Genomic DNA, 13,541 nt, shown 5'->3' with positions numbered 1-13,541 from the left:
GATCGGCACACATGCCGGCGCGGCGCTGACCTCTGCAGACGCCGGCGTTCGGAGTGGGAGAAGGAGCCAAACGGTGGCGCGGAGTCCGGTGCACGAGAAGGGCAATGCCTGGCTGACGTTCTGCCAGATCGTGATGTATCCGCTGTCATTCCTGCTCGGGCGCAAGCGGATCGCCGGGACGAAGAACATCCAGATCGAGGGCGGCTACCTGCTGGTGGCCAACCACGTCTCGCACCTGGACCCGCTCTACGACTCGGTGGCCGTCCGGAAGTCCGGCCGGATTCCGCGTTTCCTCGCCAAGGCCTCGCTCTGGAAGGTTCCGGTGCTCGGCCAGGCGCTGGCGAATTCGGAGCAGATCCCGGTGGAGCGCGGCGGTGCGGGCGCCGGCCAGGCGAGCCTCGAGCTGGCCACCGAGTCACTGCGCAAGGGCAAGGTGGTGCTGATCTACCCGGAGGGCACCGTCACCCGCGATCCCGGGCACTGGCCGATGAAGCCGCGGCCGGGAGCCGGCGCGCTGGCCCTGGCGGGCGATTTCCCCGTCATCCCCGTCGCGCACTGGGGGACGAACCTGGTCTACGACTCCTACGTCGAGGGCCGCAAGTTCCACCCGTTCCCGCGCAAGGACATCCACATCGTGTTCGGCGAGCCGATCGACCTCACCGAACTGCGGGCACGGCCCGTCGACGCCAGATCTATCCGGGACGCGTCACTGCTGATCATGACCAAGGTCCGCGACATGGTGGCGGAGATCCGTGGCGAGACACCGCCTGTCGAGTTCTTCGACCTGAAGAAGGCCGAGCGCATCGCGAAGCGCGAGGCCGAAGCGGCGAAGGCCGATCCGGCCGTCGGCCAGGAAGAGACGGAGAAGGCGGTGGCCGCCGCCGAGTCGGCGGCGGCCGCGGTGGCGGACGCCGGGTCGGCCGTCCCAGCACCGGCTGTCAAGGCACCGCCGGCCGGGGCACCGCCGGCCGGGGCACCGCCGGCCGGGGCACCGCCGGCCGGGGCACCGCCGGTCGAGGCGAGCGGGGACCCCGCGCGGTCCGGTGGGCGGACGCCCACAGACGGGTCGATCAGTTGACCGCAGCAGGGCGACCGATCGAGCGGGTCGCTGTCCTCGGCGCCGGATCGTGGGGAACCACCTACGCCAAGGTGCTGGCCGATGCCGGGCGCTCGGTGACTCTGTGGGCCAGGCGGGACTCCGTCGCCGTCGCGGTTCGTGAGACCCATCACAACGTGGACTACCTCCCCGGGATTCGGCTCCCGGACTCCGTCGGCGCGACCTCCGACTTCGATGAGGCGCTCGACGGTGTGGACGCCGTCGTGCTCGGCGTACCCAGTCAGGCGCTGCGCGAGAACCTCCGGGTGTTCCGCGATTCGATGCCGCCGGCCGTGCCGATCGTGTCGCTCGCCAAGGGCGTCGAGATCGGCACCGGCCTGCGGATGAGCGAGGTCATCGAGCGGGTGGGGCAGGTCGATCCCGAGCGGATCGTCGTGCTGACCGGGCCCAACCTGGCCGTCGAGATCGCCCTCGGCCGGCCCACCGCGACGGTGCTGGCGTGCACCGACCACGAGCGGGCGATGGCGGTTCAGGTGGCGAGCGCCAATCCCTACTTCCGGCCGTACACGATCACGGACGTCATCGGTGCGGAGATCGCCGGCACCGGCAAGAACATCGTCGCGCTGGCCTGTGGCATCGCGGACGGGCTCGGGCTGGGGCTCAACACCTCGGCGTCGCTGATCACCAGAGGCCTGAACGAGGTCACCCGCCTCGGCGTCGAGCTCGGTGCGTCACCGGCCACCTTCGCCGGCCTGGCCGGGCTCGGCGACCTGGTGGCGACGTGCTCGTCACCGCTGTCCCGCAATCGCACGCTCGGCAGCCGACTGGCGGCCGGTGTCGGCCTGGACGCGGCGCTGGAAGCCACCGGCGGGCAGGTGGCCGAGGGTGTGGTCAGTTGCCGTTCCGTGCGTGACCTCGCGCTCCGGCACAAGATCGACATGCCGATCACCGAATCCGTGTACCAGGTCTGCTACCGCCACCTGCCGCCCGGCCAGATGATCCGCTACCTGATGGACCGGCCGCACAGCCCCGAGTAGCCGCTGCCCCGAGTAGCCGCACAGCCCCTGGTAGCCGCTGCCCTGAGCAGCAGGCCCACGGACCAGCCCCGAGCAACCGGGCACGGGACGCATTCTGCGCGTCGGGTCGGCGACCGACCGGGCCGGCCCTAGGGTATGTGCTCATGAGTTCCGAGCGCATTCGGGTGGCCGTCGTCTTCGGGGGACGCAGCGGTGAGCATCCCGTTTCGTGCATCTCGGCGGCCGGCGTGTTGGCCAACATCGACACCGACCTGTTCGACGTGACGGCGGTGGGCATTACCCCCGAAGGCAGCTGGCTGCTGATGGACGCCGGCGAGATCCCGGCGGCGGTCGGGCGCGAACTGCCGACCGTCACCACCGGGACAGCGGTGGCCCTCACCGCCGACCCGACCGCATCGGCAATGGTGTCGCTCGACCCCGGGGCGGCGCGCGCCGTCACCGACGTCGACGTGGTGTTCCCGGTGCTGCACGGGCCGTACGGCGAGGACGGCACCATCCAGGGACTGCTGGAGCTGGCCGGGGTGCCCTACGTCGGCGCAGGTGTGCTGGCCTCCGCCGCGGCGATGGACAAGGAGTTCACCAAGAAGCTGCTGGCCGCCGAGGGCCTGCCGGTCGGTAGCTGGGCTGTGCTGCGGCCGGGGGTGAAGGCCCTCGACGAGGCGGATCGAAACCGGCTGGGGCTACCGGTGTTCGTCAAACCGGCGCGGGCCGGCTCCTCGCTCGGGGTGAGCAGGGTCGACTCCTGGGCCGATCTCGAGGCCGCGATCGATCACGCCCGGAGAACCGACCCGAAGGTCCTGGTGGAGGCCGCCGTTCTCGGCCGGGAGGTCGAGTGCGGGGTGCTCGAATACCCGGACGGCCGGATCGAGGCGTCACCGACGGCCCAGATCCACGTCGGCGGCGATCACGACTTCTACGACTTCGACGCCAAGTACCTCGACGACGTCGCCACCTTCGACATCCCGGCAGACCTCCCCGAGGATGTCACCGCGCGGATCCACGACCTTTCCCGCCGGGCGTTCGCGGCGCTGGACGCCCAGGGCCTCGCGCGGGTGGACTTCTTCGTCCGGCCGGACGGCGACGTGGTGATCAACGAGGTGAACACGCTGCCCGGCTTCACGCCGATCTCCATGTATCCGCGGATGTGGGCGGCCGGCGGCGTGACCTACCGGAACCTCATCACGGTGCTGATCCGCACCGCACTGGCCAGGGGAACCGGCCTGCGCTGACCTCGGCGCGGCACGCCGCAGCGGTCAGTCGCCGGTGACCGGCACCGGGACACCACCCGAACAGATCGGCCGTTCGGGCAGTGTCGCGCCGACGATCTTCGACATGTCCTGCCACGGGCCGGTGTTCGTTACGGCGTCCGGGATGGTCAACGCCACTCGCACCGACCGGTCGACCGCGAGGTAGGTCGTCACGCCGTTGCCGACCAGCGGCAGCCAGGCGACACCGTCCACCTCCTGGATGACGGCGGTGCAGGTCAGCTCCTGCGGTGTCGGGACCCCGCAGCGCAGGATCACCGCCGGCTCGCCCCACGCGGCCACCCCGGCGAGCTGCGGTTCATCGCCCTGCTGCAGCTGCCGTCGGGGCAGGTCGGCGAGCGGGTCGGGCAGGGCAGCCATCAGCTGGGCGCAGGCCGGACTCGACGCGCCCGGCGCATCGACGGCGGACACGGGCAGCGGATCGCTCACCGACGTCAGGGGCCGGGAGTTGACCACCTGCGCGAGCACGATCACGACCACGATCGTCAGGACGGGCAGCACGATGGCAGCGACGAGGCGCCAGGTCGGCAGCCGATCGCCAGCGGGGGAGCGCTCGGTCACGCCTCGTTGCGCCGCCCGGCCGTTCGGGTCGCGATCGTCAGAGATGGACGACGGGGCAGGTCAACGTGCGGGTGATCCCGGAAACGCCCTGCACGCGGGCCACCACCAGCTTGCCGAGCTCGTCGACGCTGTTCGCCTCCGCGCGGACGATCACGTCATAGGGACCCGTCACGTCCTCGGCGCTGGTGACCCCCGGCAGCTCGGCGATCGCCTGGGCCACCGCAGCGGCCTGGCCGACCTCGGTCTGGATGAGGATGAACGCCTGCACCACGGTGTGCCCCTTTCAGAGGACTCGCGTCAGAGGACTCGCGACGACTTCGCCGCCCGAGCCTAGCCGTCCCACGCGCGGCGCCGCGATCAGAGGTGCCCGGCGGCCCGCCGACCCGCGAACCGCCGGTCGGATGCCCGCACGGGTGGTCGTGCGGACCCCGCGGGTCGGGCACGATAGCCACGTCGACACACCACCGCCCGACACCACCACCCGACAAACACCACTGGGCAGACAACCGCCCGGCAACAGCCGCCGGGCAAGCAACCGCCAGGCAAACGACCACCCTGCGCCGATCGACCACGTCGTCGAACCGCCGCCGCCCGTCCGCTCCTTCTGTGAGGTGCCCCATCATCACGCCGCAACCACCGACCGAACGCACGGCGCGAACCGTCCCGCCCGCCGCCGGGCAGGCAGCAACGGGCACGTTGGGATCCGCGGGGGAGTTCTCCGTCATCGACACGGTCACCGCGGGAATGGGCCAGCCTGCCGGCACGCTGCTGGGCCCGGGGGACGATGCCGCGATCGTTGCGGCGCCGGACGGCCGGGTGGTGGCAAGCATCGACGTGCTGGTCGACGGCGTGCACTTCCGGACCGACTGGGCGACCGGTGAGCAGATCGGCCGGCGCGCGGCGCTGGCCGCGATGGCCGACATCGCGGCGATGGGGGCGGTGCCCACCGCCCTGCTGGTCGGGATCAGCGCTCCGCCGCACACGCCGACCGAGTTGCTCGCCGCGATCGGCCGCGGGCTGGACGAGGAGGCCGTCAAGGCGGGCGCCGGCGTGGTCGGCGGCGACCTGACCCGATCCGAGGTGCTGACCATCGCGGTGACGGTTCTCGGCGACCTGCGCGGTTCTGCGGCTGTTTTGCGGTCGGGGGCAGCGGAGGGTGACGTCGTCGCTGTCACCGGCCGGCTTGGCTGGGCAGCGGCCGGACTTGCCGTGCTCTCCAGGGGTTTTCGCTCACCGGCCGCCGCCGTCGGTGCCTACCGGGTGCCCGAGCCGCCGCTCCCGGCCGGGCCTGCCGCGGCCGCCGCCGGGGCGACAGCGATGATCGATGTGTCGGACGGCCTGCTGGCCGATCTCGGACACATCGCCGCGGCCTCGGGGGTCGCGATCAACGTGCGGGCGGCCGCCGTCCCGGTGAATCCGCGGCTGGTCGAGGTGGCGTCGGCGCTCGGCAAGGACCACCTCGAGTGGGCGCTCACCGGCGGCGACGACCATGCGCTCGCGGCGACGTTCCGGCGCGGAACCGCGCTGCCCGAGGGGTGGACGGTGATCGGGGCGGTGGGTCCCGGCACGGGTGTGTCCGTCGACGGTCAGCTGTTTACCGCAGCGGGCGGCTGGGACCATTTCGGCTGAGCCGTTCAGGCTCCGCCCCGCGGCCGGCAGGCTCCGCCCCGCGGCCGGCAGGCTCCGCCCCGCGGCCGGCGGGCCCCGCCCCACGGTCGACCCAGCAACCGCGTCGGCCGGTCCGGCGGCAACGCGCACTGGGTCCGGTGGGTCGAGTGACGTTTCAGCAGGGAAAACGGCTGCCTAGGAGCGGAATCTCCCTGCGGAGGCGTCGTTGGACGCGCAGCACCCCGCCGTGCCCATCCCGCCCCCACAGTCGTCCGGGACCGCCCCGAGCCACGGGGTCGAGTGTCGTTTCAGCAGGGAAAACGGCTGCCTGGGAGCGGAATCTCCCTGCAGAGACGTCACTGGACGCGCAGCACCTCGCCGTGCCCATCCCGCCCCCACAGTCGTCCGGGACCGCCCCGAGCCACGGGGTCGAGTGTCGTTTCAGCAGGGAAAACGGCTGCCTGGGAGCGGAATCTCCCTGCAGAGACGTCACTGGACGCGCAGCACCTCGCCGTGCCCATCCCGCCCCCACAGTCGTCCGGGACCGCCCCGAGCCACGGGGTCGAGTGTCGTTTCAGCAGGGAAAACGGCTGCCTGGGAGCGGAATCTCCCTGCAGAGACGTCACTGGACGCGCAGCACCTCGCCGTGCCCATCCCGCCCCCACAGTCGTCCGGGACCGCCCCGAGCCACGGGGTCGAGTGTCGTTTCAGCAGGGAAAACGGCTGCCTGGGAGCGGAATCTCCCTGCAGAGACGTCACTGGACGCGCAGCACCCCGCCGTGCCCATCCCGCCCCCACGGCCGTCCGGTACCGCCCCGCGGCCGGACGCTGAACAGGCGGCGGTAGCGTGCGCCCCGACCCGAAGCGCCCCGACCCGAAGCGCCCGACCCGAAGAGGAGATCGATGCCCGAGCCGCTGCGTTCGATCGTCGATGACGACTGGGCCGCCGCCCTGGAGCCGGTGTCGGACCAGATCGGCGTCATGGGCGCCTTCCTGCGCGCCGAACTGGCGGCCGGCCGGACCTACCTGCCGGCCGGGCCGTTGGTGCTGCGCGCCTTCGAGCGGCCCATGCGGGACGTCAAGGTGCTGGTCGTCGGGCAGGACCCGTACCCGACTCCGGGGCACCCGATCGGCCTGTCGTTCGCCGTCGACCGGCATGTCCGCCCGGTGCCGAGGTCGCTGGGCAACATCTATCGCGAACTGCGTGACGACACCGGAGTCACACCTCCCGCGCACGGCGACCTGTCCGCGTGGGCCGACCAGGGGGTGCTGCTGCTGAACAGAGTGCTGACCGTCGAGCCGGGCCGGCCCGCTTCGCATCGGGGCAAGGGCTGGGAACCGGTGACCGAGACCGCGATCAGGGCGCTGGTCGCGCGCGGTGGACCGTTGGTCGCCGTGTTGTGGGGCAAGGACGCGCAGACGTTGCGTCCGCTGCTGGACGGCACCCCGGTGATCGCCTCCGCCCACCCGTCACCGATGTCGGCGGACCGCGGATTCTTCGGCTCCCGACCGTTCTCCCGGGCGAACACGATGCTGATCGAGCAGGGCGGTACGCCGGTCGACTGGGCCCTGTGAGCCCATGACCCTGTGACCCGTCCGGGGCCGGCACCGGCCGGGCAATCCCGATTGTCGGCGGCGCTATTCGCCGGTGGCATCGCCACCTTCGCCGAGCTGTACGCGGTGCAGGCGGTGCTGCCCGCGCTGGCGAATGAGTGGGATCTGACGGAGTCGACTGCGTCGCTCGCGGTGTCCGTCGCCACCGGCGCACTGGCGGTGTCGGTGCTGCCCTGGGCGGCGGTCGCCGACCGGATCGGCCGGGCGAGAGCGATGACGCTGTCCGCCGTAGTTGCGGCGGTGACCGGTGCGCTGCTGCCCTTTTCGCCGTCCTTCGAGGTCCTGTTGATCCTGCGCGGGGTGTCCGGGCTGGCGCTCGGTGCCCTCCCCGCCCTCGCGATGGCACACCTGGTGTCGAAGGCGCCGCCAGGGCGGGCCGCCGCCATCGGTGGGCTCTACATCGCCGGAACCACCATCGGCGGACTGAGCGGTCGGGTGCTGACCGGTGCGGTGGCGTCGATCGCCGGGTGGCAATGGGGGGTGGCCACCACAGCCGTGCTGGTCGCCGCCGCGGTTGTCGTGTTCGTGGTGCTGCTGCCGCGTGACTCCGCAGGACCGCCGGGCGGTCGCATCGGTCGCCGTACCGGCAGCCAGGCCGGACGCATCCGGTTGGCGCTGGCCGACCGGACCGTTCGGGTCTTCTACGCGCAGGCCTTCCTGCTGATGGGCGCCTTCGTCACCGTCTACAACCTGCTCGGTTTCCGGTTGCTCGACGATCCCTACCGGCTGCCGGCATCGGTGGTCAGTCTGCTGTTCCTGACCTATCTGGTCGGCACCGTCGGGTCGTCGGGGGTGGGCCGGCTGGTCGGGAGGTTCGGCCGCCGCCGCATCCTGGCCGGCGCCGGCCTTGGCATGGCCGCGGGTGCCGCGCTGATGCTGGGTCGCCCGTTGTGGCTCGTGCTGACCGGCCTGGTGGTCATCACGTTCTGCTTCTTCGTCGGGCATGCGATCGCCGCCACCTGGGCGGGCGAGCGGGTACCGGCGGCAAGGTCCCAGGCCTCGGCGTTGTACTCGCTGTCCTACTACGCGGGCTCGAGCGTTGTGGGTTTCCTGGGCGCCCTGGTGTATGCCAGGGCGGGTTGGACCGGTGCGATGCTGATGGTCATCGGCTGCGTGCTGACCGCCGCGACGATCGCGATCGTCGGCGCGCCCCGCTTGGCGCAGAAAGCGTGAACCGTGGAAGCTTTCCGATATGACCCGAATGGTCCCGATGACCTCGATGCCGCCCCGGCGAACCGCCTGGAAAATCGTCCTCGGAATGGCAGTGCGGATCACGCTGTCGCTGGTCGTGCTGTTCTCGGTGTACTTCTTCATCCCGACCAAGCAGGTCGGTAGTGAGCAATCGGATGTGCCGTACGTCCTGCTCGAACTCCTCATTTTCGGTGCGGTGGTGGCGTTCCAGGTGCCGGCCATCGTCAAGGCGAAGTATCCGATCCTGCGGGCGGTCGAGGCGCTGACGCTGGTCATCGCGTTCTATCTGCTGATCTTCGCCCGGATCTACCTGTCGAATTCGCTCAGCGATCCCGGCGTTTTCAACCATCCGCTCAACCACACCACCGCCCTGTATTTCACGGTCACCGTTTTCGCGACGGTCGGATTCGGTGACATCGTCGCCGCCACCGACGGTATGCGGGGCTTGGTGACTGTCCAGATGCTGCTCAACCTGGTAGTTCTCGGATTGATCATCAGGCTGTTGTCATCCGCCGCGCAGCGCGGCGTGGCAAGGCACCGCAGCGCGCTACCTGCGTCGGCAGCTGACGGCCCTGCCGTCCCCCCGATCGTCACGCCGCCCGCCGAACCGCCCGCCGCACTGTCCGCCGAGCCGCCCGCCGAACCGCCCGCCGCACTGTCCGCCGAGCCGCCCGCCGAACCGCCCGCCGCATCCCGGGAGGATGCCCCCCGGCAGTGAGCCTGGCGCCGTCAGGCAGTCGTGGGCGTGCCCGCTGCCGGACCTTGTCCGGCCGGCCGGCCGGCGGCAGGGTGACCGGGCAACAGGTCCTTCTCCTTCGGCCCCGGCTGCGGCAGCACACTGGACACCACGAACGCCACCACGACCGCGACGATCACCTGCGGCGTGACGGACACCCCGTCGGCCCCGAGCAGCAGGGTGGCCAGCAGGGTCGAGGTCAGTGGCAATCGGAGCATCGTCGCGCACATCGCGCCGATGCCCATTCCGATGGCCGGCGCCAGACTCATGCCCGGCAGCCCGCTGACAGCGATCCCCAACGCGGCGCCGATGAACATGGCGGGGAACACGGGGCCGCCGCGGAACGCGCTGAGCGACAGCCCGTACGCCAGTCCCTTGCAGGCGACCAGCAGGATCAGCGCGCCGACAGAGTATTCCGCCGCATCGGCCACCAGTTCCGGGAGCGCGTCCTGGCCGGAGAACAACACCTGGGTGAAGCTGTTCCCGCTGATGAGTTGGTACGTCATGGCCAGCAGCCCGATCAGCAGGCCGAGTCCGGTGGTGACCAGCACCCGGTTGACGTGCACCAGCGGCCGCAGGGAGAGCCCGATCCACCGGATGATCCAGCCCAAACCCGCGCCAAGCACGCCCATCAGCAGCGCATAGCCCATCGTGGCCAGAGTGGGGTCGACCGCGGGTGGCACCGTGGTGAGCCCGAGCGAGAAGCTGCCGAAGCCGGTCCACGAATCTAGCCCCAGGAAGATCAGCGCGCCGATCCCAGAGGCCAGCAGTCCCGGGAGGGCTACCAGCGTCAACGTCGCACCGCCGATTCCGGCCGCTTCCATGATGAGGAAGGCACCGAGCAGCGGTGAACCGAGCAACGTGCTGACTGCGGCGAAGCTGCCCGCCGAGGCCATGATGGTGGCCGCCATCGGCGGTGCGTCCTTCTTCGCCAGTCGTACTGCCAGGGCTCCGAGTCCGCCGCCGATCGCGATCAACGGGGCCTCCGGCCCGAGGACGGCGCCGAGGCTGAGTGTGGTCAGGGCCGCCAGGAACACCGAGATCAGCTCGGGTCCACTCGGCGGGCCGCCACCGGTCTTGAAGCCGAAAGCCGGTGAGTGCCCGGCGTTTCCGGGCAGGTAGCTGATCGTCAGAGCCGTCAGCAAACCGGACAGCGCCACCCATGGAACCGGCCACCAGGCCGGCGCCGGGCCGTCGAGCACCATGGTGGGCAAGTCGACGAAGACGTACGTCTGGATCTTGCTGACCAACGCCAGGAAGCCATACGCGACCGCCGAGATGGGAATGCCGAGAATCGCGGCCAGCAGCAGCGCCGACAGGTACGGCTTGGATCGCACCACCGCCGCCGGGTCGAGGTCGGCTCCCGCCATCGGCGGCTGTTGCGATGGTGCGCCCGGTGCGGGAGGTCCGGCGTCGGACGGGCCCTTCGGCTGAGTCATGAACGCGACCTTCCTGACGAGGTACCGATGACGCGCAGTGCCCGATGCCGTGGCGGGAGTCGGTACGCGGGCGGCACACCGACGGATCGGCGAACCGACGGATCGGCAACCCGACGGATCGGCAACCCGACAACTCAGCAAACCGACAGCGACCGGAGCAACACGACAGATCGGACAGTGCGCGGCCACCATAACGCCGGGGCGGTCCCGATCGGCCGGCCGTCCGCCCAATTCATCCGGACCAGACGATCTTTCGGACGCGCGGACCGTGCTGGCGGTCAGAGCAGGTTGGCGTCCCAGGAGTCGATGGCCGCGGCGGAGCGCTCCGGCGCCGGCCGGCTGCGGTCGATGTCGTCGAAGGCCTGGGCCGCGGCGGCCAGTGCGGGCACGACGAGCAACGCGGCGACACCGGAATGACCCGTCACCGACCAGTCGCTCAGCGGCTCCCGGCCGATCAGGTCGAGCAGCCGTCGGTGACCCCGGTCGGGGGCGAGAGCGGCGGCCAGCAGATAACTGTCGGACCCGGGAGCCAGCCGGTGGGCGAGGACGGCCGCGACCGTGCTCGGCATGTCGTGGATCAGGACGACCGTGCGCCGGATGGCTGCCTGGGCGATCAGGCCGGTCAGTGCCGCCAGGTCCGGGCCGCCCGCGGTCGCCAGCATGGCGAGCGCGTCGGAGTCCCCCTGCCGGACGCGGAACAATCCGTCCCGCACTGCTGCCGCCTTCCGGATCCAGGCTCCGTCGTCCACCCCGGAGCCACGGGAGGTCGCATCGACCGGCTCCATACCGGTCAGCGCGGCGGTCAGCACCGCGACCGGGGTGCTGACCCCGACGCCGCAGACGGCGCCGATCAGCAGGTCGGTCCCGGCGTCGATCTCGGCGTCCGCGACCCGGCGTCCGGTCTCGAACGCGGCCTGCGCCTGCTCCGGCGTCATCGCGTCGCCGGTGTCGATGCGGCCGGCCGGCCGGGCGTCCTCGGAGCGGCCGGGCACCTCCGGCAGCGGCTCGTTCAGCCCGACGTCGACGACGGTGATGCCGACCCCGGACGCACCAGCCAGCGCCGCCGACAGTCCCCGTCCGGTCGCGAGATCACTTGCGCGCCGGGCACTCTCGCCGCGGGGTGCGGCGGAGATGTCGAGCTCGGCGATGCCGTGATCCGCCGCCAGGACCACCAGCTGGGGGCGCCGCGGGGCCAGTGGGCGGTCGGCGGTGCCGGCTGCCGCCGCCAACAGGTCGATCACGGATCCCCAGACCCCGAGCGCGCCGACCGGCAGCGCCTGCCGGAGCTCCGCCGCACTGGCCGCCGCGTCGGTATCGAGGGCGGGAACGGCCGGAAGGTCCAGCGGCATGTGCACTCCCTGATGGTCGACTCTGATCACGCTGCTGCCGGGCGCTGATCGGGCGATCAGCTCCTGCGGTGCGGCCCGGTGGATGCAGTGTGACCGCTGCTCGTGAGGAGAACGGTAAACGTCGGTGAAAACGGCCAACCTCCTGCCATCGATCCTGTGCCTGGCTTACCGTCGAAGGCGGCGGTCCGACGGTGACCGCCGACCCATGGACAGGAGTTCGAGATGGTGTACCTGTGGCGCTATGCCGATGAGGCCGGCGTGGTGGCCGATGGCCCGGCAGTGTCCTTCGAGTCGCAGGACGCTGCCGAGGCGTGGCTCAGCGAGACGTATCCGGATCTGATCGACGACGGGATCGCCGCGGTGTCGTTGTTCAACGACGAGCAAGCGCTCTACGGCCCGATGGCACTGGCGGAATAGGTCGGTCACCGGGTCCCGCTGGAGCACCCGGTAACCATTCGGGTGAAAGCGCCCGCCAGCTGTTGTTAACCGTCGTTCACATCTGTCACTCTCGGTGAACCATGACGGACTTCACCGAACCTGCCGAGTACGCCGATCTCCGCGCCGCGATCCGGGAGATCACCCTCACCCACGGCCCTGCCGAGTACGCCGAGCACGGCCGCACCAGCACCCCGATGACGGGGCTGTGGACCGACCTGGGCAAGGCCGGCTTCATCGGCATCAACGTGCCCGTCGAGTTCGGCGGCGGTGGTGCCGGGATGGCCGAACTGGCCATGGTCGCCGAGGAATCAGCGGCCGCCGGGTGCCCCCTGCTGCTCCTGCTGGTATCGAGCGCGATCAGCGTCGAGGTGCTCCGCCGGCACGGATCGGATGCGCAGCAACAGGAATGGCTCAGCAGGCTCGCCGACGGCGGGACGAAGGTGATCTTCGCGATCACCGAACCCGACGCCGGTTCGAACTCCCACCACATCACCACCACCGCCCGGCGGGACGGCGACGACTTCGTCATCAGCGGCCAGAAGTACTACATCTCCGGGGTGGAAGAGTCCGCGGCCATCATCACCGTCGCCCGGACGGGCACCGATCCGCAGACCGGCAAGGCCGAGATCTCGCTGTTCATCGTGCCGACCGGTACCGCCGGGCTGAGTTGGAACCGGCTCGAGGTCGCGGCGCAGATCCCCGACCGGCAGTACACGGTCTTCTTCGACGAGGTCCGGGTGCCGGCGTCGGCCCTGATCGGCGAGGAGGGCAAGGGTTGGCTGCCGCTGTTCGACGGGCTCAATCCGGAGCGGATCACAGCCGCCGCGCTGGGCGTCGGGATCGGCCGTTACGCGGTCGACACGGCGGCCGCCTACGCGCGCACCCGGTCGGTCTGGAACACGCCGATCGGTGCCCACCAGGGAGTGTCGCACCCGCTGGCGAAGGCGAAAATCAACGTCGAGCTCGCGGCCCTGATGACGGCGAAGGCGGCTTGGCTGCACGACAACGGACTGCCGGCCGGTGAGGCGTCCAACATGGCCAAGTACGCGGCGGCCGAAGCGGCCACCGAGGCCGTCGACGCGGCCATCCAGGTGCACGGCGGCAACGGGCTCTCCGTCGAGTACGGGCTGCTGCCGTTGTGGGGGATGGCCCGGTTGCTCCGGATCGCCCCGGTGAACAGCGAAATGGTGCTGAACTACGTCGCCCAGCACACGCTGAAGCTGCCGCGGTCGTACTGACCGGTCGG

At 70.9% G+C, this 13,541-nt stretch carries 13 protein-coding genes; 9 read left to right on the top strand and 4 right to left on the bottom strand.

The genetic code is table 11. The features are described 5' to 3' along the window. The first annotated feature begins 73 nt into the window (after positions 1 to 73). The 3 genes from ACVBEQ_RS16740 (at position 74) to ACVBEQ_RS16730 (ending at position 3,323) form a co-directional block, all read left to right on the top strand. Positions 74 to 1,078, top strand: a complete 1,005-nt coding sequence (locus ACVBEQ_RS16740) for a lysophospholipid acyltransferase family protein (protein WP_447154440.1) — start codon at positions 74 to 76, stop codon at positions 1,076 to 1,078. Further along, positions 1,075 to 2,094, top strand: coding sequence for an NAD(P)H-dependent glycerol-3-phosphate dehydrogenase (locus tag ACVBEQ_RS16735; RefSeq protein ID WP_447154439.1), 1,020 nt, complete (start codon positions 1,075 to 1,077; stop codon positions 2,092 to 2,094). The genes ACVBEQ_RS16740 and ACVBEQ_RS16735 overlap by 4 nt, the downstream gene beginning before the upstream one ends. A 143-nt stretch (positions 2,095 to 2,237) precedes the next feature. After that, complete coding sequence (locus ACVBEQ_RS16730; RefSeq protein WP_447154438.1) at positions 2,238 to 3,323, top strand: D-alanine--D-alanine ligase family protein; 1,086 nt, start codon at positions 2,238 to 2,240, stop codon at positions 3,321 to 3,323. A gap of 24 nt (positions 3,324 to 3,347) precedes the next feature. Here ACVBEQ_RS16730 and ACVBEQ_RS16725 read toward each other — a convergent pair whose 3' ends face one another. Both ACVBEQ_RS16725 and ACVBEQ_RS16720 read right to left on the bottom strand, forming a co-directional pair. Next, positions 3,348 to 3,920 (bottom strand): DUF3515 domain-containing protein, encoded by a 573-nt coding sequence (locus ACVBEQ_RS16725; RefSeq protein WP_447154437.1) that lies wholly within the window; start codon positions 3,918 to 3,920, stop codon positions 3,348 to 3,350. Between the two features lie 37 nt (positions 3,921 to 3,957). Next, positions 3,958 to 4,191 carry an Lrp/AsnC ligand binding domain-containing protein gene (locus tag ACVBEQ_RS16720; protein WP_447154436.1) on the bottom strand — a complete coding sequence of 78 codons (234 nt, stop codon included), beginning with the start codon at positions 4,189 to 4,191 and terminating at the stop codon, positions 3,958 to 3,960. A gap of 425 nt (positions 4,192 to 4,616) precedes the next feature. Here ACVBEQ_RS16720 and ACVBEQ_RS16715 point away from each other — a divergent pair, with 425 nt between their 5' ends. From ACVBEQ_RS16715 to ACVBEQ_RS16700, 4 genes are all read left to right on the top strand, one after another. Continuing rightward, complete coding sequence (locus ACVBEQ_RS16715) at positions 4,617 to 5,549, top strand: thiamine-phosphate kinase (protein ID WP_447154494.1); 933 nt, start codon at positions 4,617 to 4,619, stop codon at positions 5,547 to 5,549. 882 nt (positions 5,550 to 6,431) lie between these two features. Continuing rightward, entirely contained in the window at positions 6,432 to 7,103 is a 672-nt protein-coding gene (locus tag ACVBEQ_RS16710) for a uracil-DNA glycosylase (RefSeq protein WP_447154435.1), read from the top strand. A 12-nt stretch (positions 7,104 to 7,115) separates the two neighbouring features. Then, complete coding sequence (locus ACVBEQ_RS16705; protein ID WP_447154434.1) at positions 7,116 to 8,315, top strand: MFS transporter; 1,200 nt, start codon at positions 7,116 to 7,118, stop codon at positions 8,313 to 8,315. A 19-nt stretch (positions 8,316 to 8,334) separates the two neighbouring features. Next, positions 8,335 to 9,051, top strand: a complete 717-nt coding sequence (locus tag ACVBEQ_RS16700; protein WP_473163184.1) for a potassium channel family protein — start codon at positions 8,335 to 8,337, stop codon at positions 9,049 to 9,051. An 11-nt stretch (positions 9,052 to 9,062) separates the two neighbouring features. Here the strand turns inward: ACVBEQ_RS16700 and ACVBEQ_RS16695 are convergent, their stop codons facing one another. Continuing rightward, positions 9,063 to 10,508, bottom strand: coding sequence for a chloride channel protein (locus tag ACVBEQ_RS16695; protein WP_447154432.1), 1,446 nt, complete (start codon positions 10,506 to 10,508; stop codon positions 9,063 to 9,065). Between the two features lie 278 nt (positions 10,509 to 10,786). Beyond that, the gene (locus tag ACVBEQ_RS16690) at positions 10,787 to 11,857 is read right to left on the bottom strand and encodes a nicotinate-nucleotide--dimethylbenzimidazole phosphoribosyltransferase (RefSeq protein ID WP_447154431.1); all 1,071 of its coding nucleotides are present in this window, start codon (positions 11,855 to 11,857) and stop codon (positions 10,787 to 10,789) included. A 222-nt stretch (positions 11,858 to 12,079) separates the two neighbouring features. On the opposite strand from ACVBEQ_RS16690, the gene ACVBEQ_RS16685 reads away from it, so the two are divergent. Beyond that, positions 12,080 to 12,274 (top strand): hypothetical protein, encoded by a 195-nt coding sequence (locus ACVBEQ_RS16685; protein WP_447154430.1) that lies wholly within the window; start codon positions 12,080 to 12,082, stop codon positions 12,272 to 12,274. A gap of 101 nt (positions 12,275 to 12,375) precedes the next feature. After that, on the top strand, positions 12,376 to 13,533 hold the full coding sequence (locus tag ACVBEQ_RS16680; RefSeq protein ID WP_447154429.1) for an acyl-CoA dehydrogenase family protein: 1,158 nt from the start codon (positions 12,376 to 12,378) through the stop codon (positions 13,531 to 13,533). The last annotated feature ends 8 nt before the right edge of the window (positions 13,534 to 13,541 follow it).

This window comes from Nakamurella sp. GG22 (assembly GCF_052976845.2).
This window is presented reverse-complemented; position numbering and strand designations above follow the sequence as displayed.

Coding starts and splice junctions, on each gene's coding strand:
- ACVBEQ_RS16695 (WP_447154432.1), bottom strand. CDS start 10,508: ATGACTCAGCCGAAGGGCCCGTCCGACGCCGGACCTCCCGCACCGGGC.
- ACVBEQ_RS16700 (WP_473163184.1), top strand. CDS start 8,335: ATGACCCGAATGGTCCCGATGACCTCGATGCCGCCCCGGCGAACCGCC.
- ACVBEQ_RS16690 (WP_447154431.1), bottom strand. CDS start 11,857: ATGCCGCTGGACCTTCCGGCCGTTCCCGCCCTCGATACCGACGCGGCG.
- ACVBEQ_RS16685 (WP_447154430.1), top strand. CDS start 12,080: ATGGTGTACCTGTGGCGCTATGCCGATGAGGCCGGCGTGGTGGCCGAT.
- ACVBEQ_RS16730 (WP_447154438.1), top strand. CDS start 2,238: ATGAGTTCCGAGCGCATTCGGGTGGCCGTCGTCTTCGGGGGACGCAGC.
- ACVBEQ_RS16680 (WP_447154429.1), top strand. CDS start 12,376: ATGACGGACTTCACCGAACCTGCCGAGTACGCCGATCTCCGCGCCGCG.
- ACVBEQ_RS16710 (WP_447154435.1), top strand. CDS start 6,432: ATGCCCGAGCCGCTGCGTTCGATCGTCGATGACGACTGGGCCGCCGCC.